Below are 26,601 nucleotides of genomic sequence, written 5' to 3'. Positions count from 1 at the left end.
CTCAGCGCACCAGGTAAAGGACGGGGTAGAGGAAGACCCAGATGACGTCCACCAGGTGCCAGTAGAGGCCCACCACCTCCACCCCCGTGGCCCCGCGCGGCAGAGGCAGGCCGCTGCGGCGGACCCGCCATGCCAAGCCCGCCAGCAGGCCGACGCCCACGGTCACATGCACGGCGTGCAGCGCCGTCGCGATGAGGTAGAGGTCCAGGAACAGATGGGCCGCCGGGCTTTCGAAGGCATCGGCCGGCGTGAAGGCCGGCAGCAGCCGCTCGCGGATTTCCATCCCGTACTCCACAGCCTTCAGGGCCAGGAAGCCCACACCCAGGCCGGCGGCCGCCAGCAGGCCCGCCACGGTGCCCTTCGCCTTGCCCATCTCCGCCGCCGCCACCGCCAGCGCGACCGCCAGGCTGGAGGTCAGCAGCACCACGGTGTTGGCGGCCCCGACGCCGTAGTGCAGACGCCGGGACGCGGCCACCACGTCCTGTGGATGCAGCAGGCGCAGGGCGAGGGCCACGGCGAACAAGCCACCGAACAGCATGATCTCGCTGGCCAGGAACAGGTACATGCCCATCAGCGTGGTGTCGCGCCGGCGGGCCTCGGCGACGTCAGCCATGAGCGGCCTCCCCCTCGTTGCCCATTTCCATCGGATATTGGTAGGGCGGGCCGTCCACCGTGGGCAGTTCATGGAAATTATGCTGGGGCGGGGGCGAGGGCACGGTCCATTCCAGACCTGTGGCCCCCCAGGGGTTGGGCGGCGCCTTCTCTCCATGCCGCAGGGAATAGAGCAGGTAGGTGAAGGGCAGCAGATAGGCCAGGCCCAGCACGCTGGCCCCGGCCGACGACAGGACGTGCAGCGTCTGGAACTCCGCCGGATAGACGTGGTAGCGCCGGGGCATGCCCAGGTACCCCAGGATGAACTGGGGGAAGAAGGTCAGATTGAAGCCTAGGAAGATGAAGATGGCCGACAGGCGCCCCCACACCAGGGGCAGCCAGCGGCCCATCATCTTGGGCCACCAGTAATGCAGGGCGCCGAAGTAGGCGGACACCGTGCCGCCCACCATGATGTAGTGGAAATGGGCGATGACGAAATAGGTGTCGTGCACATGCACGTCCACCGCCAGCATGGCCAGGATCAGGCCCGTCATGCCGCCCACCACGAACAGGCCGATGAAGCTCATGGCGAACAGGAAGGGCGGATCCAGGGCGATGTGGCCCTTATACAGGGTGGCCGTCCAGTTATAGACCTTGATGCCCGAAGGGACGGCCACCGCCAGGCTGAGGAAGCTGAAGACGGCGCTGGCGTACATGGACTGCCCCGCCACGAACATGTGATGGCCCCAGACCAGGAAGCCGATGATGGCGATGGCGATGGAGGATCCGGCCACGAAGCGGTAGCCGAACACCGGCTTGCGCGCCGCCGTGGACACCAGCTCGCTGATCACCCCCAGGGCGGGCAGCACCATGATGTAGACCGCCGGATGGCTGTAGAACCAGAACAGGTGCTGGTACAGCAGCGGGTCGCCGCCCAGCGCCGGGTTGAAGACGCCGACGCCGAACAGCCGCTCCGCCGCGATCAGCACCAGGGTGATGGACAGGACCGGCGTCGCCAGCACCAGGATCAGCGAGGTGGCGTAGATCGACCACACGAACAGCGGCAGCCGGCCCCAGGTCATGCCCGGGCAGCGCAACCGGTGCACCGTGACGATGAAGTTGAGGCCGGTGAGGATGGAGGAGAAACCCACCACGAAGATCGCGGTGGCGGCCAGGATGACGTTGCCGTTGGCGAACATGGAGGATAGCGGGGTGTAGAAGGTCCAGCCCGTGTCCACCCCACCCAGCACCAGCACCGCCAGGGTGAACAGCCCACCCAGCATGTAGATGTACCAGCTGAGCAGGTTCAGCCGGGGAAAGGCCAGGTCGCGCGCGCCGATCATCAGCGGCACCAGGAAATTGCCGAAGGTGTTGGGGATGGACGGGATCAGGAAGAACCACACCATGATGACGCCATGCAGGGTGAAGGCGCGGTTGTAGCCCTCATTGCTCATCAGGTCGGCTTCGGGCGTCAGCAGATCGATGCGGATCAGCGCCGCCGCCGCCCCGCCCACGAAGAAGAAGAAGGTGATGGACAGGAAGTAGAGGATGGCGATGCGCTTGTGGTCCGTGGTCAGCAGCCAGGATTTCAGGCTGTGGCCATGCTCCAGGTAACTGACCTCATCAGTCATGGCGCCCTCCCGCCGGCGGCCGCGCGTCGGCCAGGGACTTTATGTAGGCGATCAGCTTCAGCACATCGTCCTCCCCCAACACGTTCTGGAAGGTGGGCATGACGGCGGGATAGCCCGCCGCCACCTGGGCCTGGGGCAGCAGGATGCTGTCGCGCAGGTATTGGTCATCCGCCGTCACCACGTTGCCGTCCGCCAGGGGCACCGGGCGGCCGTACAGCCCTTCCAACGGCGGGGCGTGGACGGTGCTGGCCGCGCCATGGCAGCCGCTGCAGCCCCGGGTGCGGAACAGAACGGCCCCTTGCGCTGCCAGCGAACCGTCGGTGCCCATGCCCTCCAGCCAGCGGGCATAGTCGGCCGGCGTCTGCACCACCAGCCGGCCGCCCATGACGGCGTGGTCGGCGCCGCAGAACTGGGCGCAGACCAAGGCGTAGCTGCCGGGCGTGTCGGCGGTGAACCACAGACGGGTGTACCGGCCCGGCACCACGTCCTGTTTCAGGCGCAGCGCGGGCACGAACAGGCTGTGGATGACGTCCTGCGAGGCGAGGGTGACGACCACCGGACGGCCGGACGGCACATGCAGCTCGTTGATTTCCGCCTGGCCGCCCGGGTGCTGGAACTTCCACATCCACTGTTTGCCCACGGCGTTGATGGCCAGCGCCTCGGCCGGCGGCTGGTAGAGGTCGATATACAGGCGGGTGGACCAGACATAGAAGGCCAGGGTGGCCAGGAAGGGGATGGCGGCCCACGACACCTCCAGCCAGACACTGCGGTTCGCGGCGTGGGCGCGGTCGGCCGGTTTGCCCCGCCGGTATTTCACCGCGAACCAGGGGATCAAGATGAATACCGGCGCCGACAGCAACACGGCCAGGGCCGCCAACCCAAGGAACAGCGTGTCCACCTGGTGCGCGTGGTGCGAGGCCTGGCCGCCCCAGAAGGTCAGCAGCCGGTTCATGACTTCACCAGGCGGCGGTCGCGCCACAGGGACCAGGCGATCCAGCCACCGCCGCCCAGCGCCACCAGGCCACCCAGGATGCGCAGCAGGGTCCAGACCAGGGGACCATTGCGCCCGGTCATGGGATCGTAGTGGAAGCACAGCAGCAGGATACGCTGGCCCCAGTCGCCGGCCCGACCCTGCGCCGCCTCGTCCAGGGCCTGTTGCAGCTCGTCGGGTGCCGGTGCCAGGCCATAGAGCCAATGGTTCAAGGTTCCATCGGACCGCAGGATGGCCACCGCCGCGACATGGGCGTACTGCCCGATCCGGTCGTCCCAGGCGTAGCGGTAGCCCAGGGCGTCCGTTACCGCTCGGATCTGCTCCCCGGTGCCGGTCAGGGCGTGGACGCCGTCGGCGGGCAGGGCAGGGAAGGCCCGGCGCAGATCGGCCAGGTCGGCGGCGGCCTCGGTCGGCCCCTCACGCGGGTCGATGCCGAAGGCCACCAGGGTGACGTCGCGTCCGGGAACATGACGCTGCGCCGCGATGGCTTGCGCCAAGCCCGCCAAGGTGACGCCGCAGATATTGGGGCAGCGGTGGAGCACCGGGACCAGCACAAGGGGATGCCCGCCGGCCAGATCGCCCAGACCGACCGCGCGGCCGTCGGCTTCCAGGAAGGTGCCGTCCAGGGGAACGCGGGCGCCCAGGCGCGGGTCGATGCCCGCCACCTGGAAGGGATCGAACGCGGCCAGCCAGAAGGCGGCGGCGATGAGGGCCGGGACGCGCCTCATCTCGGCGCCTCCGTACCCTTGTCGTCCTGGTCTGGCCAACCCTTCCTGGCCAACAGGTCCATGGCCCGGTCTATGGGGATGATGGCGCGGCCGGCGCCACGGTCGGCCCAGCCATAACGGGTAAGGTCCGCCTGGGCCCGCGCCCGCACCTGAGGCCCGCCTTGATAAGGCACTTCATCCAAGGGAATGCCGGCCACGGGCGGCGGGGCGGTGACGGGCATCGGTCCCCGGCCATGGCCCAGCGCGTGGACCAGCCCGGCCACCATCCCCAGCGCCACGGCGATGAAGGCCACCAGGCCCAGCGCGGACCACAGCACGCCGCGGGCGGACATGTCGCGTGTTTCCGGTATCCGGCTCATGGCCGCGCTTCCCGCCACCGCAGGCCGACCCAGTTGAGCAGGCCCAGGCCCAGCAGCGCCAACAGCCAGGCGAAGGCTGCCGCCCCCCGGTCGCGGGGCAGGGCGGGCAGCACCAGCCAGGCCGTCTCCAGCACCTTGCCCAACAGCACGATGGGCGCCAGGCAGACCAGGGCCAGGCGGCTGCGGCGGGTGGGCGGAAAGAACAGCAGGAACAGGGGTAGCAGGCCCAGCAGGGCCATGGCGTATTCCACCAGGACCCAGACGCCCTCGCCACGCCGCTGGTACCAGCGCACGCCCGGCGCCAGATCGGTGGACCAGTTGATGAAATAGTGCATGAAGGCGAGATAGGCCCACAGCAGCAGGGCCGTCAGCCATACCCCCGCCAGCACCCCCGTGGGCGCCTCCTTGTCCGCCATCACCCGCAGGGGTATCAGCACGGCCAGCGCCGTCACCATCTGGAGGGACAGGATGTAGAGCCCGAAGCCGGAGGAATGGAATTCCGGATCCAGCGACATCAGCCAGTCGGTGGCCATCATGTCCTGGAAGGGGACCAGCAGAATGAGGGTGAAGATGGCCATCGGCACCGCCGGCGGCCGCCGCATCAGCCCCCAGGCCAGCAGGCCGGCCAGGGCGAAGAACAGCACGCCGCGCAGCCGGAAGGGCCAGGACGACAGGTACCAGCCGCGAAAGCCCGCCATGACCTCATCCGCCCAAGGGTACAGCACACGCGGCGCGATCAGCAGGGGCAGCAGGGCCAGCGCCGCCAAGGCCAGCAGGGGCAGGGCGGCTTCCGCCCCCGGCGCCAGACCCTGGCGCCAGACGCCGGGGATGAGGCGCATCATGGCCAGCAGGATCAGTGCTGCGATGGGCAGGCCGCTCCAGAAGGCGAAGGCCGCCAGCCAGCCACCGAGCGCCACGGCGGGCTCCACCGCCGCATAGACCAGCACGGCGCCGCACATCAGCAGGCCGCAGACGGCCGGAAAATAGCGGCGGGCGGTCAAGGGGGGCCCCCATCCAGCTTGGCCCTGTCCGTGGCATCCAGCGTGTACGCGGGCGCGTCGCGGCTGAGTTGCAGGGCGCGGATGTAGGCGGCGATGGCCCAACGGTCGGCCGGGGGCACACGGTCGGCATAGCTGTACATGACGCCATGGCCGCTGGTGATGACCTCCACGATATAGCGGGACGGCGCCTGCACCAGACGCGCCTCATGCAGGCTGGGCGGGGCCGGGAAGCCCCGTGCCGGCACGGCGCCGTGGCCGGTGCCGGCGACGTCATGGCAGGGGCTGCAATAGATGTCATAGCGCTGGCGTCCGCGCGCCAGCAGCGCCGCGCTCATGGCCGGGCGCCGGTCCAAGGCGGCGGCGCGGGCGGGGTCGTCCTGCGCCACCGCGCCGGCCGGCGGGGCCTGCATCGCCTTGCCATCGGGGAACAGCCGGCCCGGCCCCGCCGCCTGGTAACGAGGCTGATGGGTCATCTCATCACAGCCGGCCAGCAGGATGATCAGAACGGCGAGCAGGGCGAGCAGCAGCAGGTATCTCATTCCGGGCCCTCCGTCTGCGGCACGTCCACCACCCGCACCGGCGCCAGATCCGCCAGGAACCCGGCCGCCTTGGCGAAGCGGGCGTCCTGGCCTAGGATCACCAGGAAGAACTTGTCTGAACTGGCCAGGTGGAAGTCGGGCACCCCGAACACCGGGTGATGCAGGCGGGGCAGGCGGTTCAGCACCAGCATGCCGAGGATGGCGCTGAGCACGGCGCCCAGCACCGTCAGCTCGAAGGTGATCAGCAGGGTGGCGGGAAAGGCCACCAGCGGCCGGCCGCCCACGGGAATGGGATAGTCCAGGTTGCTCCACACCTGCAGGCCGAAACCGGCGGCGGCACCCATAACGCCGCCGGCCAGGGTCAGCCAGGGGACGCGGTTGTCCTGAATGCCCAAGGCCTCCGTCAGGTCGGCCACCGGGAAGGGGGTATAGGCGTCCAGCCGACGGAAGCCCGCGTTCCTCGCCCGTTTCACGGCGTCCACCAGGCGTTCGGCGTCATCGAATTCCGCCATCACGCCGAAGGGTGGCAGGGGCGCCTTACGCTCCGGCATGGCCGCCCTCCTTCTCTTCACTTTCCTCGAACAGCGCTTCCTTCACCTCGAAGGCGGAGATGACGGGCAGGAAGCGGACGAACAGCAGGAAGGGCACCAGGAACACGCCCAGCATGCCGGCGAACAGCGCCACCTCCCAGAAGCTGGGGGTGTAGGGCCGCCAGCTGGACGGGACCCAGCTGTGGTGCAGGCTGGTGGCCAGCAGCATGAAGCGTTCGCACCACATGCCTACCATGGCGGAAAAGCCGATGAGGAACAGGGCCGGCGGATGCCGCCGCGCACCCCGCCACCACAACAGCTGTAGCGGAACGAAGTTGGCGATGACGGCGCCCCAATAGCTCCAGGCGAACGGCCCGGTCAGCCGGTCGGCCAGCAGCGACAGCTCGGCCTTTTCGCCGCCATAGAGGATGTCGAACACCTCCGCCGCGTAGCCGTAGGCGGTCATCAGTCCGGTGGCCAGCAGCAGGCGGCCCAGCATGTCCAGGTGCAGAGGCCGCACCAGGTCCTGCAGTCCCAGGGCCCCGCGCAGCACCACCGCGATCATCGAGACGACGGCGAAGCCGGAGAAGGCGGCCCCCAGCACGAAATAGGGCGGGAAGACCGTGGAACTCCATCCCGGCACCGGCCCGGCCGCCAGCAACAGCGAGATTTCCGAATGCACGGAAACCACCAGCGGCACGGCGATCGCCGCCGTCAGGCGATAGGCCTGGCCCCAGCGCGCCCAGTGCCGGGCGGATCCGCGCCAGCCCAGGGCGCCCAGCCCGTACAGCACCTGGGCCAGGCGGCCCCGGGCCCGGTCCCGCGTGGCGGCCAAGTCGGGCACGATGCCGATGTACCAGAACAGGGCGGAGACGGTGAGGTAGGTCAGGACGGCGAAGAAGTCCCAGGTCAGCGGGCTTTTGAACTGCGGCCACAGCGTCATGCTGTTGGGATAAGGGGCCACCCAGTAGAACAGCCAGGGCCGGCCCAGGTGCATCAGCGGATAAAGGCCGGCGCAGACCACGGCGAACAGGGTCATCGCCTCAGCGAAACGGTTGAGCGAATTGCGCCAGTGCACGTTCAGCAATAGCAGCATGGCCGAGATCAGGGTGCCGGCATGGCCAATGCCCAGGAACCAGATGTAGTTGATGATGTCGAAGCCCCAGTTGACGGGGATGTTGAGGCCCCATACGCCCACGCCGTTCCACAGCAGGACGCCCAGCGCCGTGAAGAAAAGGGCCAGCAGGCCGCAGGCGGGCAGGAAGCACAGCCACCAGGCGCGTGGCCGGGGATAGTGCAGGGGGATGCCCGTCACCTCCGCCGTCACGTGGGCGTAGGCGGCGGCCCGTTGGGTATCGGCCCGTTGGGTGTCTGTCGCGTCCGTCATGCGGGCCCGCCGTCCTTGTCCATGGGGGCGGGCTCGATGCGGGCGAGGTAGGTGGTGCGCGGCCGCGTCCCCGCCTCGGGCACCAGGCTGTAATTGCGGGGACTGGCCTTTTGGCGGCTGACGGCGGAGTTGGGGTCGGTGACATCCCCGAAGGTGATGGCCTGGGTGGGGCAGGCCTGCTGGCAGGCGGGCACGATGGCGCCGTCAGGGATGGCCTCCCCTTTCAGCTTGGCCTGGACGCGGGCGGCGCTGATGCGCTGGACGCAGTAGGTGCACTTCTCCATGACGCCGCGCTGGCGCACCGTCACATCGGGATTGCGCTGGGCCTTCACCGCTTCGGGCGCGGCGGCGGTGTAATCGTACCAGTTGAAGCGCCGCACCTTGTAAGGGCAGTAGGACGAGCAGGTGCGGGTCCCGATGCAGCGGTTGTAGACCTGCAGGTTCAGGCCGTCGTGGCTGTGCACCGCCGCGTTGACGGGGCAGCCCATCTCGCACGGCGCCTGTTCGCAGTGCATGCAGGGCACGGGCTGGAAATAGGTGGCTGGTGCCGCCGCGTCGCCAGCGTGGTAGCTGTCGACGCGCAACCAATGCATCTCCCGCCCCATGGCCACCAGTTCGGCCCCCACCATGGGCACGTTGTTCTCCGCCACGCAGGCGACGACGCAGGCGTTGCAGCCGATGCACAGGTCCAGGTCGATCGCCATGCCCCAGGATGGGCGCTCGCGCGGCGTGTCGGGATAGAAGCTGGGCGTGGGTTCCTCATGCGGCATCGCGGGGTGGTCGACCGGCACCGTGCGCACGAAGTCGCCGCCCTCCATGGCGTGGTGGCGCTGGGTGCTGGCGACGTCCAGCCGCCGGCCCGTAGCCTCCAGCGACACGGGGCCCGGTACCAGGGGACCCGGGGTCAGGGGATAGGCGTCGTGGCCCAGGCCATCCGCCGTCTGGCCGGGTAGGCGCCGGCCATAGCCCAGCGTCAGGGTGATGGTCAGCGCCTGTTGCCCGGGCAGGATCCAGGCGGGACCCGCGACGCTGGCGCCGCCCGCCGTCACCCGCACCTCATCGCCATTCCTCAGGCCGCGCTCGGCCGCCAGCTGGGGGCTGATGTGCACGACGTTGCCCCAGGTGACCTTGGTCAGCGGCTTGGGCGTTTCCTGCAGCCAGGCGTTGTTGGCGGATGCGCCGTCCCCCAGGGTGGGATCCGGCCGGACCAGCAGGGTCAGGCCGCCGGAGGTTGCCGCCTCGGCGAGCTCGGGTGGGTTGGCGGGAAGCTCGCCGGGCGGGGGCACCACCCAAGCCGGGGCGCTGTCGGGAATGAAGCCGCGCACCAGCGCGTCGGTCCAGCGCCGCTCAAAGTCATCACTCCAGGCGGGACGCCAGGTGGCCTGCACCACCTCCCGATCCGTGGAGCCGCCGCCCAGCAGGCCGTCCAGCAGGGCGTGGCGCCCGCGTACATCGTAAAACGGTCGCACCAGCGGTTGGATCAGGCTGACCGTGCCGTCCACGGCGCGCGCATCGCCCCAGCTTTCCAGGTCATGGGCCAGGGCCGCATGCCAGTGGCAGGCCGCGGCGGTTTCGTCCACCAGCGTTCCGGCATGCAGGCTGAAGGACACCCGGGCCAGGGCGTCGCGGAAGGCGGCGGCCTCGCGGGCGGCATAGGCCGGGTTCGCGTCCAGGACCAGCAGGGCGCGCACCTGGCCTTCGGCCATGTCCCACAACAGGTCATGCCATGGCGCGGCTGTCGCCACCAGCGGCCCGGTGAAGCGCAGGCAGCCGCCCAGCGCGCCCAGCCGGGTACTGAGGTGCAAGGCCTGGGCCTGCAGCGCCGGATCGTGCCAGGCCCCCACGGTGATCAATGAACGGCCGGGATGGGCCAGCAGCGCCGCCCTGGCCTCATCCGCCCAACGGGCTTCCTGAGGGCTCAAGTCCGCCGCCTCACCGCCCAGGGCCTGCATCAGGGCCGACAGCCGCTGCACCCCGGCCACCAGCCGCAGGTCAGCACGGGCGCCGGTCAGGGTGGGGGTCGGTTCCGCCACGAACAGCCGGCACGGACCCTGGCCGGTCTGGCTGGCCAGACGCCGCCGCGCCCAGCGCCGGGCCAGCGTGGCCTGGGCAGGCCCCGGCCCTAGCGGGTCGTCGTCCAGGCACACCACCACGTCCGCCTGATCCAGCAGGGGGTGCGCCTGCACGGGCTGGCCGAAAGCCAGGCGCGCCGCCTCCAGCCGCGAGGCGTCACCCATCGGGTCCAGCACATGCCAGCGCGCCTGGGGCCAGCGTTGGGCCAAAGCCGTGATCTGGCGGACCAGCGTGGGGGAGGTGGTGGAGCCGGTCAGCAGGCGCAGGCCCTCACCCTGGCTGGCGTCCGCCGCCCGCGCCATCCCGTTCAGCGCGGTATCCAATGCGGCCCAGGTCGTGGGCTGGTCGCGGTGGCGGGGACCCTGCGAGCGGTCGGGATCGTAAAGATCCAGCAGGGCCGCCTGGGTGAACAGGTCGGTGCCGCCGCCGGTGGCGGGGTGGCTGGCGTTGCCCTCCAGCTTCACCGGCCGCCCGCTGTGGGTCTTGCCCAGAACTGGCTGGGCATAACCGCCCAGGCGCACGGCGGTGGCGTAGTGGCGTGCGACGCCCGGCACGTCGCCCTCCGGTGCCGTGACATAGGGCAGGGCCGTCTCATCCGGCCGGCCGTCGCAGCCCGTCAGGCCGGCCAGCGCCAGGCTGGCGGCCACGGCCTTAAGCGCGGCGCGGCGGCTCAGCCCGCCAGGTGCCAGCGACGGCAACAGGGCCGGGAACTCAGCCGCCAGCAGGTCACGGAAGGCGGCGGTATCGGCCAGATCCTCCAGGCTACGCCAGAGGCCGCTGCCGGTACGGCCGCTGAGGGCCTGGATGACGGTGTCGCGCGCCGTGCGGTCCATGGGCGTCACCGGTGGCACAGGGTGCAGTCGGTCATGCGCTCGGGCTTGATCCCGAACAGCGCCGCCTGGTGGGGACCGTAGTCGGCGTGGCCCTCGCGATCCCAGGCGCGCCAGTCCATGCGCGTCACCTGGTCGGGCGGGCGCAGGTGCGGTCCGGGGTCGCGGTGGCAGTCCAGGCACCAGCGCATCTGGAAGGGCTGGGCCCGCATCATCAGGGGCATCTGGTCCACCCGCCCGTGGCAGGTGACGCAGGGCACCCCGCGCGCCACATGGATGCTGTGGTTGAAGTAGACGTAGTCTGGCAGCCGGGCCACCCGCTGCCAGTGGATGGGCGTACCGGTGGCGAGGCTGTCGCGCACCGGTGCCAGGGCGGGGGCGCTGGTCCATAGCTGGGAATGGCAGGTCATGCAGGTGTGGGTGGCGGGAAAGCCCGCATGCGGCCCCGTCTCCACCGTCGTGTGGCAATAGCGGCAGTCGATGCCGACATCGCCCACATGGTGCTTGTGGCTGAAGGGTACCGGCTGGTCGCGCACCCAGCCCACGGCGGTGATATAGCTGGACCCGATGGCCCCGTCCCACAGCAGACCCGTCACCAATACGCCCAGCGCCGCCAGCAGCACGCCGCTGCGCAGCCAGGTATCGGCGGATGCCGTGAAGATCTGGGACATGGGGCGGGGTATCCCCTTATTCGGATGTTGGGCTTCGGAGCTAGAGCGGAACCGAGCCGCCCCCTGAACCGGCGCTCGGCCGGTTTGGTTCCCCGCCTGCGGCGTCCTGACGCGTCTGCGGGTGGCGAGGCTTTGACGCGGCAGGAACAACAGCCCGCCTGTGGGGTTCATGCGTCTGTAACAATCATGACGTCACCCAAGGGCGCCCATGGACCTGACGCGCAAGGTGAAGGCGGGGCTGGATGAACTCCGCATGCTGACCCTGGGCTGCCAGGTCCTGGTGGGCTTCCAGTTCCAAGCCGTCTTCCAGGAACTGTTCACCGACCTGCCAGCCCACGCCAAGGCGGCCAACATCGCCGGCCTTCTGCTGATGATCCTGGCGGTGGGCCTGCTGATGGCGCCGGGCATCCATCACGCCCTTTACGGCGACCACCAGGCGACGCGGGGCGTCGCGCACATGACCAGCCGCATGGCGGACTGGGCCCTGCCGCCGTTCGCCCTGTCCCTGGGCCTGGACGTGCTGATTGGCGCCGAACAGATCTACGGCACCGCGGCGGGGGTGGCCGGGGGCTTGGTGTTCGCGGCCCTGGCGCTGTGCGCCTGGCTGGGCTGGGGCATGCTGGCGCGGGCGCGTCATGGCCGGAAGGAGCGGGAAATGGCCGATCTGCGCGGGGATGAGACCGCCGACGTGTCGCAGAAAATCACCTTCATGATGACGGAGGCGCGGACCATCCTGCCGGGCGCGCAGGCCATGCTGGGCTTTCAACTGGCCGTCGTCCTGACCAAGGCTTTCGCCGGCCTGTCGCCGACGGAGAAGGGCTTGCACGCGGCCGCCTTGGGCTGCGTGGCCCTGTCCATCATCCTGCTGATGGCGCCGGCCGCCTATCATCGGCTGGTCTACGCCGGCGAAGCCAGCCCGCGCTTCCTGAGCGTGGCCAGCCGCCTTATCACGGCCGCGACCCTGCCGCTGGGCGCCGGCATGGCCGCCGACGCCGCCGTCACCATCGGCTTCATCCTGGACTCAGCCGTGGCCGGTGCCGTCGCCGGCGGATCGGTCCTGCTGGTCCTGGCGCTGCTCTGGTACGCGCACCCTTGGCGCCTGCTGCGCCGTCGGCTGGTGACCTGAGGGGCGGAACCGCCCCTCGCCGCTGCCGGTTATGCCCGAAGCCTTTTCGCGAGCGACCCGATGCCGGACCCGACCCAGCCCCGCAAGGGCACGCCCAGCCCCCTCCTGGATGAGGGCGAGTTCCGCCGCCGCTTCTTGGCGCCCTTCCAGGATCCCGCCTTCGACACCCTGTCCGATGAGCTGGACCGCGTGGCGGGCGCGGCCTGGGACGCCTACAGCCGCCATCGCAAAAGCCCGCGCACGCGCAAGGCGGGCCCGGGGTTCCACGACCCGGACTACGACCTGGCGGTGGACTGGATCACCGCCCGCGACGCCATCCGGACGGCCCAGGCCCTGCATGACGATCCGGCCGGTCCCAGCCGCTTCCTGCTCATCAGCGGTTCGTCGCGCAGCGAACACACGTGCCCCGGGGAGATGTCCAAGTCGCATCGCCTGATGCAGACGGCGCGGCTGGTGCTGGAGGGCATGCCCGACACGGCGGTGGAGGTGCTGGAGTTGCATCGCCTGGCTGCGGAGTACGGCCGCCACATCCACCCGTGCAAGGCGTGCTTCTCCACCGCCGCCCCGCTCTGCCACTGGCCCTGTTCCTGTTATCCCAATTATTCCCTGGGCCAGGCGCAGGACTGGATGAACGAGATTTATCCCATGTGGGTGCGGGCGCACGGCGTCATGATCGTGACACCCGTGAACTGGTACCAGGTGTCCTCACCCGTGAAGCTGATGATGGACCGCCTGGTCTGCGCGGATGGCGGCAACCCGGACCCCACCCTGACCCAGGGTAAGGAGGCGCGGCGCGCCAAGGCGGTGGAACTGGAGGGCTGGAACTATCCCCGCCATCTGGCTGGCCGCCTCTACTCCGTCATCGTCCACGGCGACGTGGCGGGGGCGGAAAACGTGCGGCGCAGCCTGTCGGACTGGCTGCGCTTCATGCATCTGGTGCCGGCTGGGGCCCAGGCGGAACTGGACCGCTATATCGGCTACTGGAAGCCCTACGCCACCAACCACCAGGAACTGGACGCGGACGAGGCCGTGCAGGAAGAGGTGCGCAATGCCGCCCGTGCCCTGGGCCAGGCCGTAACGGCCACGCGGCAGGGCCGGCAGGTCGCCGCCGGCGGCGACCTGCGTTCCGCGCGCCAGAAGTGATCCGTCAGAGGTGGGCGCGCGTTTCCGTCTCCGGCTTTTCCTGGACGAACTCGATCAGGTTGCCGGTGTTGTCCCGCAGGAAGACATTGGAGCCCCAGGCGAAGTCCGCGACGAAGACGATGTCGGCCCCCCGGCGGCGCAGTTCATCCGCCAGGGCGTGCACGTCGCCGGTGGCGAAGGAGATGTGCTTGTTGCCGTGGGTCTTCAGGTCTTGGTTGGGAATGCGGCGCTCAGCGGGTAAGGCGCCGGCGTCCTGTACCTGGAAAATCTCCATGCGCAGCGGCCCGTTGCGCACGAAGGCGACGTCTGCGGGGATGGCGTCGATACGAATGCGCCGTTCCAGCTTGAACCCCAGGACGGTATCATACCAGGCGATGGCGGCCTCAAGGTCGGGAACGCTGACGGCGCCGTGATGGTGCCAATATTCGAAGGTCGGCATGGGCGGAGTCACCATATCCCCGTAGCTCTGGTTGGATGAAGGGCGCGCGGCGGCGATGCGATTACCGCGCGAATTCCCAGGAACGCCGATCGTTTCCAATGGCCACCCCCGGTCCTGGTGGGATGGTTATTTGGCGGCCCCCTCTCTGACCGGGATATCATCCGGTGCCGCCGGCCATCAAATCGATAGTTCGAACATGTCGTATCGCTGGCCTGGATGCGGGGTCCGCCCTTCAGGGGCTGGGCTTCCGCCTGCCAACTCTAGCCTTAACGGTTTGTTCAAGGATTTGCCCTACACCTCACGTTAGGGATTAACCATTACGGCTAGCCATTGCGGGATGGTGACCGTGGTGCGGGGCGCGGTTTCGTTGGGTGCGGAACCGGGCGCCCGAAGGACCGGCAGGGGAGACGTCCAATGACCATTCGCAAGTTGATCGCGTCATGCCTGGGCGGCGTCGCCGTCCTGATGCTGGTGCTGGGGGCTGTGGTGGCCGTCGAACAATGGCGTGTGGCGGCCGCGGCGGCCGACGCCCAGGGTCTGGCCCGCGTTATGGCCGCGCTGACCCGGATGACGGAAAACCTGGCGGTCGAGCGCGGCCCCACGCTGGTGGCGCTGGGCAGCGTCGATCCGACGACGCTAGTCCCGATGAAGGAGCAACGCGCCAAGTCCGATGCCGTGCGCAAGGCCCTGACCGATCTGCTGGCCACGGAGGATTTCGATACCAAGGACAGCCTGAAGGCGGTCATGTCCACGCTGGACGGCCGGCTGGCCACCCAGCGCGGCATCGTCGACGCCCTGCTGGCCAAGCCGGTGGCGAACCGTCCGGCGGGTGAAATCGACACCTACGTCAAGGGCATGTTCGCCATCATGGCGGACCTCGGCACCGAATTGAACGCCACCGGCCGGTCGCTGTTGCAGCGCGCGCCAGAGGCTGGGCACTACGCCAACATCGCGGTGATGGCCTGGTCCTACCGCGACTATGCCGGCCGCCAGTCCTCCATGCTGTTGCAGGTCCTGAACAGCGGCAAGCCCATGAGCCCCCAGGCCGCGCGCGAGGTGCAGGTCATGCAGGGGCACCTGGATGACCTGGAGGGGCGGCTGGATGGCCAGCTGGCCCTGGCTGGCACGCCCGACAGCCTGGTGAAGGCGGCGGACGCGGCGCGCCAGGGTTACAAGGGCATCTTCGGCGTCATGCGCGCCAAAGTGCTGGAGGCCAGCGCCGCCGGCACATCCTATCCCGTCGACGTCACGGAATACCGCAAGACCAGCGTGCCCCAGTTGGCCACCATTCTGGGCATTCGCGACGCCGCCATTGCCGAGGCGACCCGCCTGGCCGATGCGCAGCACGCCGGTGCCCGCCGGGCCCTGCTGCTGGTCACCCTGCTGCTGCTGGCCGCAGCCGGCGTGCTGGGCGGCATCGTCTGGCTGGTCGGCCGCCGGGTCACGGGCCCGCTGTCGGTCCTGACGCAGGTGGTGATGAAGATCGCCGGCGGTGACCATGACCTGGCCGTGCCCTTGACGGAACGCCGTGACGAGATCGGCGAGATGGCGGGCGCCATCTCGACCTTGCGGGCCAACGCCAAGGAGGCCGACATCCTGGCCGAGCGCCAGCGGGAGGAGGAGGCCGCCAAGGAGCGTCGCCGCCTGCGCCTGGAGGCGGCGACGCGGGAATTCGCCACGTCCATCGACCATGTGGTGGAGGGTTTCTCCGGCGCCGAGCGCTCGCTGCGCGGGGCGGCGGACAGCCTGACCCTGTCGGCCGGCGACACCATCAGCCTGTCCAACACCGTGGCCGGCGCCGCCGAGGAAACCTCCGCCAACGTGCAGACGGTGGCGGCGGCCGCCGAGGAACTGAACCAGTCGATCAACGAGATCGCCCGCCAGATGGTGGGCGCCACCACCACCTCCGAAGCGGCGGTGCGTGAGGCCTCCGCCACCAAGCAGTCCATCGACGGGCTGGTCGGCGCGGCCCAGCGTATCGGTGACGTGGTGAAGCTGATCACCGATATCGCCAGTCAGACCAACCTGCTGGCCCTGAACGCCACCATCGAGGCGGCGCGGGCGGGTGAGGCCGGCAAGGGATTCGCCGTGGTGGCCAGCGAGGTCAAGGCCCTGGCCAACCAGACGGCCAAGGCCACGGAGGAGATCCAGGCGCAGGTGGCCGCCATCCAGGAGGAGACGGCCCGCGCCGCCACCGCCATCGACGGCATCACCACCACCATCGCCAGCATGAGCCAGATCACCACCGGCGTCGCCTCGGCGGTGGAGGAACAGGGCGCCGCCACGCGGGAGATCGCCCGCAACGTCCAGCAGGCCAGCGTCGGCACGCAAGAGGTGTCGTCCAACATCACCGGCGTGCGCACCGCCGCCGATGAGACGGGCAGCGCCGCCCGCAGCGTGCTCAGCTCCTCCGACGTGCTGGGCCGCGAGGCCGACACCCTGCGCTCGGTGGTCAGCGGCTTCGTCGCCACCATCAAGGCGGCGTGATGGGGGTACGGGGTTGGGAAGGGGAGCCGTCGCCGGACGCGGCGGCCCCCTTTGCGATCCGCGCCATGAGCAGAGCCGCCGCCAAGCTGAAGCCATAACCCCAGAGCAGCCAGGCGCCGGCCAGGCGGCTGACAGTATCATCGGGTCCGTAAACCCGGGGGAACCAGTTCAGGACCAGGCCGTCGGTGACCATGACCACGGCACCCACCAGCCCCACGCCCGCCATCAGCTGTTCCGGTGTCAATCCCGCCAGCCGCCGGATGAGATACACGGCGGTCCAGGCGACCAAGACGGTGCTGGCGAAGTTCAGCGGATTCCAGAAAGGATCGGCCATAAGCTGGGGCAGCCCGCGCAGGTAGGCCAGCGCCGACAACCAGAACACGCCCCCCAGCAGGACCAGAATAGCGGTCTGTCGTCCCGTCAACATCCCAACACCCCCTTCGTCGCGTGCATTCGCTTGAGAATACGCGCGAGCGGGCCGGTCAGCTCACGCCCATTTCAATGGACAGGCGGATCAGGTCGGCGGTGCGGGCCACGCCCAGCTTGGCCTTGATGGCGGTGCAGGTGTTGGCGATGGTCTTGTAGCCCACGCCCAGTTCGCTGGCGATTTCCGCCAGCGCCCGGCCTTCGCCCAGCAGGCGCAGGATTTCCAGGTCGCGTTCCGTCAGACGCTGGGCCGGATGACTGGCCGGCATGCCATGCACAGCCAGTTCCTGCGCGATCTCGTTCTCCACGTAGCGGCCGCCCTCGGCCAGGCGACGGATGGCGGCCAGCAGCTCCTCCGGGTCGGCGTTCTTGCTCATGTAGCCCTTGGCCCCGGCTGCCAGGGCGCGCGAGGCGTACAGCGCCTCGGCATGCATGCTGAACACCAGGACGCAGGCGGTGGGGTCCTCGATCAGCAGGCGCTGCAGCAACTCCAGCCCACCCACGCCGGGCAGGTTCAGGTCCAGCAGCACGATGTCCGGCCGGTCGTCGCGATAGCGCGCCAGGGCGTCGCGGCCCGTTGCGGCCTCGGCGATGGCGACGCCGGGCAGGGGGGCCAGCAGGCGCCGCAGGCCGGAGCGCACGATGGCGTGATCGTCGACAAGCAACAGCTTCATGGGGCCGGTCATCCCTGGTTACGCCGCTTCCGAGGCGGCCGACACGTCGACAGCGGGCGGCAACAGGGCCTGGACCCGCGCGCCGCCCTCAGGCCGGTTGCCCACGGTCAGGCGGCCACCCAGGGCCGCCACCCGCTCCGCCATGCCGCGCAGGCCGTAGCCCGTGTGGGGCGGCGCGTCCGCCGGCAGCCCGTCGCCGTCGTCCGCGATGTCAACGGTGACGCCATCGGCCGAGGGCGCCACACCCACGGTGACGGCCCGGGGCCGGCCGTGGCGGATGGCGTTGCTCAGACTTTCCTGCACCACGCGGTAGACCGCGGTGTCGCCGGCCTCGCCTAGATGCAGGCCGGGCGCCACGGTGACGGTGATGGCCACGTCCGGCCGACGCGCGCGCCAGAAAGCCGCCAGGTTCTCCAGGGCGGCGCCCAAGCCCAGGTCGCTCAAGCCCGGCGGCCGCAGGCGGGCCAGGATGGCCTTCACCTCCTGCTGCACATGGGCCACCGCCTCGCGGGCTGACCGCGCCTGGTCCCGCATCGCCGGGTCTCCCGCCCGCTCGGCGGCCGCCAGCAGGGCGGTGACATCGACATTGATGGCGAAGAGATAGGGCCCGACCTCGTCATGCAGATCGCGGGCAAGGTCGGCGCGCTCCTCCTCCTGGATGGTCTGCAGTTGTTCGTGCAGGCGGCGGTTGCGCGCCTCCGCCGCCGCCAGGCGCTCGATCATGCGGTTGAAGCCCACCGCCAGGCGGCGCAGCTCCGGCGGGCCCACCTCGGCCACGGGCCGGGCGGTTTCAATTTCCATGCCCACCTGGGCGAAGGCCTTGGACAGCCGATCGACGGAGCGCAGGGCCCTGCCCAGCGTCCAGTAGACCATGGGCAGGGCCAACGCGCTGAACAGCAGCATCATGACGGCGTCGTCGCCCAACTCGCCCCACACCTCCGACACCTCGCCCGCCGGGTCGGTTTCCAGGCGCAGCCACAGGCCCTGGCCGGAAAAGCCGGGCAAGGGCACCTCGGCGCTCAACTGCGGCACATCCAGCGACTTCACGAACCAGGCCGGGGCCGGGTGGTCGGGCATGGCCAGGCGGGAACTGGCGACCACCCCGCCGCCCGGCTGGCGCAGGCTGACCTTCAGATGCCGGTCGCCGTTGAAGGCGCCCACCAGCCGGGTCAGCATGGCCGTGATGTCCTCGTCACTGGTTTCCTGTGGCGCCGGCCGGCCGGCCAGGTGGGCCAGCGCGCTGCTGACCGTATGCTGGCCCACGGACAAGGCCGCCTCCATCTCCGTGCGCACGGAACGCTCCGCCCGCAGCCAGGCGGCGACCCCGCCGGTGACCAGGCTGACCAGCAGCAGCAGGGCGATGCTCAGGACCAGGCGGATGCGTAGCGACATGAGGTTGCTTCCTCAACGGCCCGTGACTGTCGCCGCCCGCCCCTGCTTCAGGGAATGCCGGGCGGCCCTCCCGCCCTTATCTAACAGGCGCCTGGGGCCCGCATGCAACAACCGCCGCGATATCGGGAATTTTTCCCGGGAAAATCGGGAAGGGGGCCTATGGCCGGGCCGGGGCCCCAAGGTTAGCCTAAGACCAGCTCCATCCCACCGGTGCGCCCCATAATGAAAAACATCCCGGCCGGCTTGTTGGCTCTGCTCTGCACCACCTGTTCCACCTTGGCCCTGGCGGCCGAGCCCGATCCGGCCCCCGATGGCGCCCCGCCGACATTGAGCGACATCATCGTCATCGGGGTCACGCCCCTGCCCGGGGCCAACGTGCCGCTGGACAAGCTGCCGGCCGCCGCCACCACCCTGTCGGCGGACGATCTGGCCCGCCTGCATTCCGTGTCCATCCTGGACGGCATGGCCCAGCGGGTGCCGGGCTTGGCCCTGTCGGACACCCAGGGCAACGCCCTGTTCCAGGATGTCCGCTACCACGGCTTCACCGTCTCTCCCCTGCAGGGCACGCCCCAGGGCATCGCCGTCTACCAGAACGGGGTGCGCTTGAACGAAGCCTTCGGTGACACGGTCAACTGGGATCTCGCGCCCGAGGTGGCGATCAGCCGCCTGACCTTGGCCACCAACAACCCGGCCTATGGGCTGAACGCCCTGGGCGGGGCGGTGACCCTGGAGATGAAGAACGGCTTCACCTTCCAGGGGGCGAACGCGGAGCTGCTGGGTGGCAGCAACGGCCGGATCCAAGGCTCCGCCGAGTTCGGCTGGCAATCGGGGCCCTTCAGCCTGTATCTCGCGGCGGAGGCGGAGAAGGATGATGGCTGGCGCAAGCAGTCGGCCTCGGACGTCGAGCGCTTTTACGCCGACGCCGGCTGGCGCGGCGAAACGGCGGAGCTGCACCTGATCGGCGCCGCGGCGCGGTCCAGCCTGGGTGTCGTCGGCCCCACGCCCTTGGAGATGATCCAGGCGGATGAGACCTCAATCTACACTTGGCCGCAGACCACCAAGAACGACAGCGGCATGCTGGCCCTGAACGGCAGGATCGACATCGCCCCGGGCTGGGCCCTGCAGGGCAATGTCTACGGCCGCCATTTCGGGCAGAAGCATGTGGACGGCAACGACAGCGATTTCGAAGGCTGCAGCGCGCGCTCCTCCTACGGCGGCAAGCTGTGCCTGGAGGATGACGCCTTCGGCACGCCGGCGGGCGGCAAGACAACCGCGTTCCGCAACCAATTCGTGATCACCGACCTGGCCGGCCACACCTTCGCCTTCGACCGCGACGCCACCTACGGCACCCTGGATCGCAGCGCCACCGACACGACCGCCGTGGGCGGGTCGCTGCAACTGACCAGCGACCGGCCGCTGATGGGCCTGGGCAACCGCTTCGCCGCCGGCGGCAGCATCGATCACAGCGACATCCGCTTCACCGCCACCAGCACGCTGGGCATCATCAACCCCGACCTCTCGGTGACGACCCAAGGCGGCGACGCCGATGATATCCCAGGGGCCGGCCTGATCATCCGCACCCTGGGCAACCTAGGCTACGCCCCCGTCTGGCTATCCGGCACCACCGACTATTACGGCGCCTATGTCACCGACACGCTGGACCTGACGCCGGCCCTGTCGCTGACCGCCGGCCTGCGCCTGAACGTGGCCGACATCGGCACCCGCGACCGGAGCGGGGCGGCGCCCGAACTGAACGGCGACAACCGCTACACCCACTGGAACCCGCAGGCCGGGCTGACCTATCAGCTGGGCGGTGGGGTCAGCGTCTATGGCGGCTATTCCCAGTCCAACCGCGCGCCCACGCCGCTGGAGTTGGACTGCGCCGATCCGTTGCGCCCCTGCCTGCTGGAGAATTCGCTGGTGGCGGATCCACCGCTGCGCCAGGTGGTGGCCGACACCTACGAGGCCGGCGTCCGCAGTACCCAGGGCGTCCTTTCCGGCCGGCTGGATTGGACCGTGGGCCTGTTCCGCACCAATAGCGACAACGACATCGTGGCGCTGGCCAGCAGCATCCAGGGCCGCGGCTATTACACCAACGTGCCCGGAACCCGCCGCCAGGGCGTGGACGCTGGCCTCACCTTCGCCGCCGAGCGCTGGCAGGTCTACCTGAACTACAGCTTCGTCGATGCCACCTACCAGTTCGACGGCGTGCTGGCCTCGCCCAACAACCCGCAGGCGGATGACAACGGCACCGTCACCGTGCACAGCGGCGACCGCATCCCCGGCATCCCCCGCCACCAGGTGAAGCTGGGCGGCGACGTGGCGGTGACCGACGCGTGGAGCGTGGGCGGCGCCGTGCAGTACTATGGCAGCCAGTATCTGGTGGGTGATGACGCCAACCAGAATTCCCAGCTGACACCCTACTGGACCATGGACCTGCGCACTTCCTACCAGGTCCTGCCCAACATCCAGCTGGTCGGCGGCATCAACAATCTGTTCGACCGCCGTTACGCCAGCTACGGCACCTATTTCGATACGGCAGGCGCCAGCGACCTGCTGGGCCGCTCGTTGAGCGACGCCCGCACCCTGACCCTGGGCGCGCCGCGCACCTTCTATGGTGGTGTGAAGGTGTCGTTCTAAGAGGTTGAATTCATGTAGTTCCCTGTGGGCGACGCGATCATGCCGTCAGGGAAGGGGGACCGGTTCCATCCGCTGCCGGTCCCCCTCTTTTTATCCGGCCGCCAGGGACCGGAGTTCTTCCAGCAGCGCCGGCGGCACCTCCAGCCCATGGGTTTGCGCCTGGGCACGGGCGGCCAGGCGGCGGTCGCCCGGCAGGCGCGCGCCATCCGCGATGATGGCCTGAACCAGCTCTCCCATGCGGCCGGCGAAGTCGGTGCCGCTGAACGCCGCGGGATCGAAGGCGATAATGACCTGGCCCACGGCGGGGCTGGGTCCCTGGTCATCCAGGAAGGAGCTGGCTTGCCAACCGTACCGCCCTCCGGCCAGCGCACCGCAGAGGATTTCCACCATCAAGGCCAGCGCCGCCCCCTTGGGGCCGCCGTTGGGGGCCAGCGCCCCTTTTAGCGCCGCCGCCGGATCGGTGGTGGGATTGCCATCGGCGTCCACGGCCCAGTCGGCCGGAATGGGGCGCCCTGCCTTCTGCGCCGCCACGATCTTGGATCGGGCGACCAGGGACAGCGCCATGTCAATGACCAGCGGCGCCCGGCCCGCCACCGGGGCGGCAAAGGCCAGCGGGTTGGTGCCGAGTAGCGCCCGCCGTCCGCCAGCCGTCGCCATGGCGGCCGGCGTGTTGGACATGACCAGGGCCACCATGCCCTGGTCCGCCAGCCGCTCCACCACCAGGCCCGCTTGGCCGATGTGGTGGGAGGTATGGATGCCCGCGCCCGCCGTGCCCATCTGGCGCGCCAGGGCAGCCACCGCCTCCACGGCCATGTCCATAGCGGGATAGGCGAAGCCGCCGGCGGCGTCCACCCGCAGGCTGGCGGCGGCGGTTTGGGTCAGGCGCGGCACGGCCCCGCCGTCAACCTTGCCGGCACGCACCTGGGCGGCATAGGACGGCACGCGGGCCAGGCCGTGGCCGGCTTGGCCATCGGCCTCGGCCGCCACCAGAGCGCGGGCCACGCTGCCGGCGGCGGCGGGCAGGGTGCCACAGGCGGTCAGCGCCTGTACGGTCAGGGAATGGGCGTCGGTCAGGGAAAGAATGGGCATGGCGGCGGCGCAAGCTGGGGAATGACCGCCCAGCTATGCCGCCGCCCGAAGGATTTGTCGCCGCCTAACTTCAGGCTGCGGCCTATTGCGCCGTCACCCGCCAGACCGTGTTGCCGACGTCGTCGGCGATCAGCAGGGCGCCGGCCTTGTCCACGGCCAAGCCCACCGGCCGGCCATGGGCCTTGCCCCCCTGGTCCAGGAAGCCGGTGACCACGTCCACCGGCTGGCCAGAGGGCCGGCCGTTGCTGAACGGTATGAAAATCACCTTGTATCCATTTGGAATCTTTCGATTCCAGCTGCCGTGCTCGCCCACGAAGGCGCCACCCTGGTAGCTGCTGGGCAGGGCGTTTCCGGTATAAAAGACCATGCCCAGGGGGGCGACGTGGGTGCTGAGGGTATAGTCCGGCACGATGGCGCGGGCGACCAGATCGGGGCGCTGCGGCTTCACCCGCGGGTCGATGTTCTGACCGTAATAGCTATAGGGCCACCCGTAGAAGCCGCCGTCCTTGACCGAAGTCATGTAATCCGGCACCAAATTGGGCCCCAGCTCGTCGCGCTCGTTCACCACCGCCCACAGGGTGCCGGTCTGCGGTTCCCAGCTGAGGCCATTGGGATTGCGCAGGCCATCGGCGTAGATGCGCCAGCGGCCGGTGGCGCGGTCCACCTCCCAGATGGCGGCACGGTTCTTTTCCGCCTCGATGCCGTTCTCGGTGATGTTGCTGTTGGATCCAACGCCGACATAGAGCCGCGTGCCATCCTGGCTGGCCACCAGGCTCTTGGTCCAATGGTGGTCGATGGGGCCGCCGGGCAGGGGCGTCAGGGTCGTGCCCTCCGCCGTGATTTGGGTGTCGCCCTCGGTATAGGGGTAGCGGATGATGGCGTCGGTGTCGGCCACGTACAGGTCGTTGCCCACCAGGGCCACGCCGAAGGGGGAATTCAGGTGGTCCAGGAAAACGCTCTGGGACTCCGGCACGCCGTCGCCGTCGGCGTCGCGCAACAGGGTGATGCGGTTGCTGTCCTTGGTTTCACCGCCGGACGTGGCCAGTGATTCCACCCAATGCATGATCAGGTCCTTGGGGCGCTTGATGGGTTCACCCTTGGGCGCCACGGATTCGACCACCAGCACGTCGCCATTGGGCAGCACGGTGAGGGACCGTGGATGATGCAGCCCGGTGGCCATGGCCTGGATTTTCAACCCTTGGGCCACGGCCGGCTTCTCGCCATCCTTCCAACCGACCACCTTGGCCACCTTCATGGGCGGCAATAGGTATTGTTGCTGCTTGGGCAGGGTGGGGTTGGCGCCGATCTGGGCGTTGGGGTCCGTGCCCTTGCTGCCGTCGTCGCACGCGCTCAGGGCAAAGGTGGCCACACCGGCCAGGGCCAGCAGGCGAAGGACATGCCGCTTCATGGCCGCACCTCCACCACCCGGCGGCGGTAGACCAGCACCGACCAGCCAATCCAGTTGCTGGTCAGCACGACGATCAGCACCAGGGCCGACAGGATCAGTCCCTGCGGCACGACGGAGGTCCAGGCGTCGCGGCTGTGCACGAAACAATTCAGGAGGGCCAAGCCCAGCGCCACCAGGTTGCCCAGCACGTGCGGCCAGATAGGCGCCTGAGTGACGACATAACGGCGCTGTCCCAGGTCCACCAAGCCGGCGATCAGCGCCAGGCACCCCAGCACCACGCCGGCGAACAGCAACCAGGCGGAAAAGTCCGCCCACATCATTTCCGCCGTGCCCCAGTAGGCGAGATCGGTGAAGAAGGCGCCAACGAAGCAGACGCTGGGGAAGGGGACCAGCATGGGATAGAGGGGGTGCCGCACGACCTCCGTGGTCGCGCTTTCGGCGGTGGTCAAATGCACCGGTGTTCCCTGGACGGTCGATCGCGTGATGTCGCTGGGCATGGCCGCTCCTCTCCATAACCTTCCCCGCGCCTTCAACCGCTTGGGCGTCAGCGTGGTTCCGGAGGCGCATGAGGTGCATGGAGGCATACGCGTAAAAAGGGTATCTCTTGTGGACTATCAGTGGGAAGATTTGCGGTTTTTGGCGAAAATACGCCAATTTTCATCATTTACATTCTATTAATGCGTGTATGTGTGTGGTGACATGGTTCGTCATCCGGGGTATGTGTTGCGCATCGATTTCACCCGGGGGTTGCGAAATGCGCGTCACCAGATCATCGCGCGCCGCCCGTCGCCTGATCGGCACGGCGGCGCTTGCCATCGCCACGGCATTCGCCGTCCCGTCCCTGTCCAGCGCCGAGGGGGCCGCCGCCGAGGGAGTTGCCGAGGGCGCCAAGGCTCAGGGCGGCATCCGCCTCAACTGGCAGGACTTTGCCAAGGACCCGGCCAAGGTCGCCAGCCTGCGGAAGGCGGTGGCGGTCATGAAGGCGCGCAACAGCGCGAACCACGCCAGCGCCGAGTACCGCACCAGTTGGGAGTATTGGGCCAACATCCATGGCTATTTCGGTCCGGACTCACCCTTTGGCACGGTGGCCGACAACACGCAGGGTCTGCCGCAGCAGTACCTGGTCTATTTCAAGGGCGTCCAGGACACGACCCCACCGGACCAGGTGGCCAAGGACGTGTGGGCGAATTGCCAGCACGGTACCCCCTGGTTCTTCGCCTGGCATCGCCTGTATCTGCTGTACTTCGAGAAGCAGCTGCAAGCGGCCTCGGGCGACCCGAGCCTGCGCCTGCCGTATTGGGATTACAGCAACCCGAACCAACTGGCCATGCCAGCGGCCTTCATCGACAAGACCTATATCGACGGCTCGGGCAAGACGCAGGCGAACCCATTGTATGAGGCCCGTCGCGCACCGGGCTGGCTGACAGGCAAGGCCAAGCTGAATGGCAATTCCACCAACATCAATTCAGCCTTGAAGCTGAAGCAATTCACCGCCTATCAGAACTATATTGAGGGCAGGGTGCACGGTTATGTCCACTGCACCGTGGGCGTGACCTGCCCGGTGGTGGATATGGGCTCGGTGCCCTATTCCTCCAACGACCCGGTGTTCTGGTCGCATCACGCCAACATCGACCGGATGTGGAGCTGCTGGACCAACATTTCCGGAAACAAGAACCCGGACACGGCCGCCTTCCTGAACCAGCAATATTCCTTCGTGGACACGAAGGGGAACGAGTTCACCGTCAAGGTCGGCGACCTGTTCAATGGTACCTTGGTCGACTACAAATATGAGCAGGAAGTGAATTGCGCCCGCGGCGCCGCCAAGACGCTGGTGGCCAGCGCCGGCTCCGTCGTCGCGCTGGCCGCGTCGACGGTGAAGGCCGCCGAGCAGCCGCCCAATCCGCTGCCGCCCAATTCGCCGGCCACCGAGAGCCTGCTTGCGGAGCCCAAGCCATTGAACGCGCCGTCCCAGCCGCTGTCGCTGACCCAGGCCAAGACCAAGGTCAAGATCACCCTGCCCCAGGGCGGTGAACAGCAGCGGCTGCAGGCCTTCGCGCTGGCGCCGCAGAACAAGGCGGCGACCGAAACCCACCTGATCCTGGAAGGCATCAGCTACAAGGCCCACCCCGGCACCATGTTCGACGTCTTCCTGGAGAACAGCAAGGATCCCAAAAAACGCGTGCAGGTGGGCACCATCAGCTTCTTCACCCTGTCCGGCGCGGCGGCCACCAAGCACGCCGAGCACCAGGCGCCCAAGACCGACGACTTCGACGTCACCGACGCCCTGCGCGAGGTCGCCGGCGGCAAGGCCAGCCTGTCCGACGTCACCGTCAGCTTCGAAGCCACCACCGGCCGCGAAGGTACGGGCGAGAAGCCGACGATGAATGCCGACGCGGGCCTGACCATCCAGAAGATCAGCCTGATGGTGCAACCGGCGCAGTGATCC

General features: G+C 68.9%; 23 protein-coding genes. 5 read left to right on the top strand and 18 right to left on the bottom strand.

The annotated features are described in order from the left end of the window. Position 1: 1 nt before the first annotated feature. Genes UAA55_RS06700 through UAA55_RS06650 form a run of 11 tightly spaced genes read right to left on the bottom strand, consistent with a single transcriptional unit; the run spans position 2 to position 11,331 of the window. Positions 2–613 carry a cytochrome c oxidase subunit 3 gene (locus tag UAA55_RS06700; protein WP_322951875.1) on the bottom strand — a complete coding sequence of 204 codons (612 nt, stop codon included), beginning with the start codon at positions 611–613 and terminating at the stop codon, positions 2–4. Beyond that, positions 606–2,222 carry a cytochrome c oxidase subunit I gene (gene ctaD / locus UAA55_RS06695; RefSeq protein ID WP_322951874.1) on the bottom strand — a complete coding sequence of 539 codons (1,617 nt, stop codon included), beginning with the start codon at positions 2,220–2,222 and terminating at the stop codon, positions 606–608. Before ctaD ends, UAA55_RS06700 begins: the two co-directional genes overlap by 8 nt. Continuing rightward, positions 2,215–3,174 (bottom strand): cytochrome c oxidase subunit II, encoded by a 960-nt coding sequence (gene coxB / locus UAA55_RS06690; protein WP_322951873.1) that lies wholly within the window; start codon positions 3,172–3,174, stop codon positions 2,215–2,217. The genes ctaD and coxB overlap by 8 nt, the downstream gene beginning before the upstream one ends. Then, positions 3,171–3,941 carry an SCO family protein gene (locus UAA55_RS06685; RefSeq protein ID WP_322951872.1) on the bottom strand — a complete coding sequence of 257 codons (771 nt, stop codon included), beginning with the start codon at positions 3,939–3,941 and terminating at the stop codon, positions 3,171–3,173. Before UAA55_RS06685 ends, coxB begins: the two co-directional genes overlap by 4 nt. Further along, a complete protein-coding gene (locus tag UAA55_RS06680) occupies positions 3,938–4,300 on the bottom strand; it encodes a hypothetical protein (RefSeq protein ID WP_322951871.1) in 363 nt (120 codons plus the stop codon). The genes UAA55_RS06685 and UAA55_RS06680 overlap by 4 nt, the downstream gene beginning before the upstream one ends. Then, positions 4,297–5,301, bottom strand: coding sequence for a hypothetical protein (locus UAA55_RS06675; protein WP_322951870.1), 1,005 nt, complete (start codon positions 5,299–5,301; stop codon positions 4,297–4,299). The genes UAA55_RS06680 and UAA55_RS06675 overlap by 4 nt, the downstream gene beginning before the upstream one ends. Beyond that, positions 5,298–5,840, bottom strand: a complete 543-nt coding sequence (locus tag UAA55_RS06670; RefSeq protein WP_322951869.1) for a c-type cytochrome — start codon at positions 5,838–5,840, stop codon at positions 5,298–5,300. The genes UAA55_RS06675 and UAA55_RS06670 overlap by 4 nt, the downstream gene beginning before the upstream one ends. Beyond that, positions 5,837–6,391: a DUF3341 domain-containing protein gene (locus UAA55_RS06665; RefSeq protein ID WP_322951868.1), complete on the bottom strand. Its 555-nt coding sequence runs from the start codon at positions 6,389–6,391 to the stop codon at positions 5,837–5,839. Before UAA55_RS06665 ends, UAA55_RS06670 begins: the two co-directional genes overlap by 4 nt. Next, positions 6,378–7,757: an NrfD/PsrC family molybdoenzyme membrane anchor subunit gene (gene nrfD, locus UAA55_RS06660; RefSeq protein ID WP_322951867.1), complete on the bottom strand. Its 1,380-nt coding sequence runs from the start codon at positions 7,755–7,757 to the stop codon at positions 6,378–6,380. The genes UAA55_RS06665 and nrfD overlap by 14 nt, the downstream gene beginning before the upstream one ends. After that, positions 7,754–10,663, bottom strand: a complete 2,910-nt coding sequence (locus tag UAA55_RS06655) for a TAT-variant-translocated molybdopterin oxidoreductase (protein ID WP_322951865.1) — start codon at positions 10,661–10,663, stop codon at positions 7,754–7,756. Before UAA55_RS06655 ends, nrfD begins: the two co-directional genes overlap by 4 nt. A 5-nt stretch (positions 10,664–10,668) precedes the next feature. Then, positions 10,669–11,331 (bottom strand): cytochrome c3 family protein, encoded by a 663-nt coding sequence (locus UAA55_RS06650; RefSeq protein WP_322951864.1) that lies wholly within the window; start codon positions 11,329–11,331, stop codon positions 10,669–10,671. Between the two features lie 208 nt (positions 11,332–11,539). Here UAA55_RS06650 and UAA55_RS06645 point away from each other — a divergent pair, with 208 nt between their 5' ends. Together UAA55_RS06645 and UAA55_RS06640 are read left to right on the top strand one after the other, a co-directional pair. Then, positions 11,540–12,457 carry a DUF6328 family protein gene (locus UAA55_RS06645; protein ID WP_322951863.1) on the top strand — a complete coding sequence of 306 codons (918 nt, stop codon included), beginning with the start codon at positions 11,540–11,542 and terminating at the stop codon, positions 12,455–12,457. A 60-nt stretch (positions 12,458–12,517) separates the two neighbouring features. Next, complete coding sequence (locus tag UAA55_RS06640) at positions 12,518–13,600, top strand: flavodoxin family protein (RefSeq protein WP_322951862.1); 1,083 nt, start codon at positions 12,518–12,520, stop codon at positions 13,598–13,600. Between the two features lie 4 nt (positions 13,601–13,604). On the opposite strand, the gene UAA55_RS06635 is transcribed toward UAA55_RS06640, so the two are convergent. Beyond that, positions 13,605–14,039 carry a VOC family protein gene (locus tag UAA55_RS06635; RefSeq protein WP_322951861.1) on the bottom strand — a complete coding sequence of 145 codons (435 nt, stop codon included), beginning with the start codon at positions 14,037–14,039 and terminating at the stop codon, positions 13,605–13,607. 414 nt (positions 14,040–14,453) lie between these two features. On the opposite strand from UAA55_RS06635, the gene UAA55_RS06630 reads away from it, so the two are divergent. Next, positions 14,454–16,526: a methyl-accepting chemotaxis protein gene (locus tag UAA55_RS06630; RefSeq protein WP_322951860.1), complete on the top strand. Its 2,073-nt coding sequence runs from the start codon at positions 14,454–14,456 to the stop codon at positions 16,524–16,526. Here the strand turns inward: UAA55_RS06630 and UAA55_RS06625 are convergent. Genes UAA55_RS06625 through UAA55_RS06615 form a run of 3 tightly spaced genes read right to left on the bottom strand, consistent with a single transcriptional unit; the run spans position 16,513 to position 19,018 of the window. After that, entirely contained in the window at positions 16,513–16,953 is a 441-nt protein-coding gene (locus UAA55_RS06625; RefSeq protein ID WP_322951859.1) for a hypothetical protein, read from the bottom strand. The genes UAA55_RS06630 and UAA55_RS06625 overlap by 14 nt on opposite strands. A gap of 55 nt (positions 16,954–17,008) precedes the next feature. Then, entirely contained in the window at positions 17,009–17,626 is a 618-nt protein-coding gene (locus UAA55_RS06620; protein WP_322951858.1) for a response regulator transcription factor, read from the bottom strand. 18 nt (positions 17,627–17,644) lie between these two features. After that, a complete protein-coding gene (locus UAA55_RS06615) occupies positions 17,645–19,018 on the bottom strand; it encodes a histidine kinase (RefSeq protein WP_322951857.1) in 1,374 nt (457 codons plus the stop codon). A 222-nt stretch (positions 19,019–19,240) separates the two neighbouring features. On the opposite strand from UAA55_RS06615, the gene UAA55_RS06610 reads away from it, so the two are divergent. Continuing rightward, positions 19,241–21,658, top strand: a complete 2,418-nt coding sequence (locus UAA55_RS06610; protein WP_322951856.1) for a TonB-dependent receptor — start codon at positions 19,241–19,243, stop codon at positions 21,656–21,658. A 90-nt stretch (positions 21,659–21,748) separates the two neighbouring features. On the opposite strand, the gene UAA55_RS06605 is transcribed toward UAA55_RS06610, so the two are convergent. The 3 genes from UAA55_RS06605 to UAA55_RS06595 all read right to left on the bottom strand — a co-directional run bounded on the left by UAA55_RS06605 (position 21,749) and on the right by UAA55_RS06595 (position 24,652). Further along, the gene (locus UAA55_RS06605; RefSeq protein WP_322951855.1) at positions 21,749–22,747 is read right to left on the bottom strand and encodes an Ldh family oxidoreductase; all 999 of its coding nucleotides are present in this window, start codon (positions 22,745–22,747) and stop codon (positions 21,749–21,751) included. An 82-nt stretch (positions 22,748–22,829) separates the two neighbouring features. Next, complete coding sequence (locus tag UAA55_RS06600) at positions 22,830–24,155, bottom strand: PQQ-dependent sugar dehydrogenase (RefSeq protein WP_322951854.1); 1,326 nt, start codon at positions 24,153–24,155, stop codon at positions 22,830–22,832. Next, on the bottom strand, positions 24,152–24,652 hold the full coding sequence (locus tag UAA55_RS06595) for a DUF2231 domain-containing protein (RefSeq protein ID WP_322951853.1): 501 nt from the start codon (positions 24,650–24,652) through the stop codon (positions 24,152–24,154). Before UAA55_RS06595 ends, UAA55_RS06600 begins: the two co-directional genes overlap by 4 nt. Before the next feature lie 257 nt (positions 24,653–24,909). Between UAA55_RS06595 and UAA55_RS06590 the strand changes: the two genes are divergently transcribed. Further along, on the top strand, positions 24,910–26,598 hold the full coding sequence (locus UAA55_RS06590; RefSeq protein ID WP_322951852.1) for a tyrosinase family protein: 1,689 nt from the start codon (positions 24,910–24,912) through the stop codon (positions 26,596–26,598). The last annotated feature ends 3 nt before the right edge of the window (positions 26,599–26,601 follow it).

It is taken from the genome of Nitrospirillum guanabarense (genome assembly GCF_034653355.1).
Taxonomy (GTDB): domain Bacteria; phylum Pseudomonadota; class Alphaproteobacteria; order Azospirillales; family Azospirillaceae; genus Nitrospirillum.
Note: the sequence above shows the minus strand (reverse complement) of the source record. Positions and strands in the feature narration are given on the sequence as shown.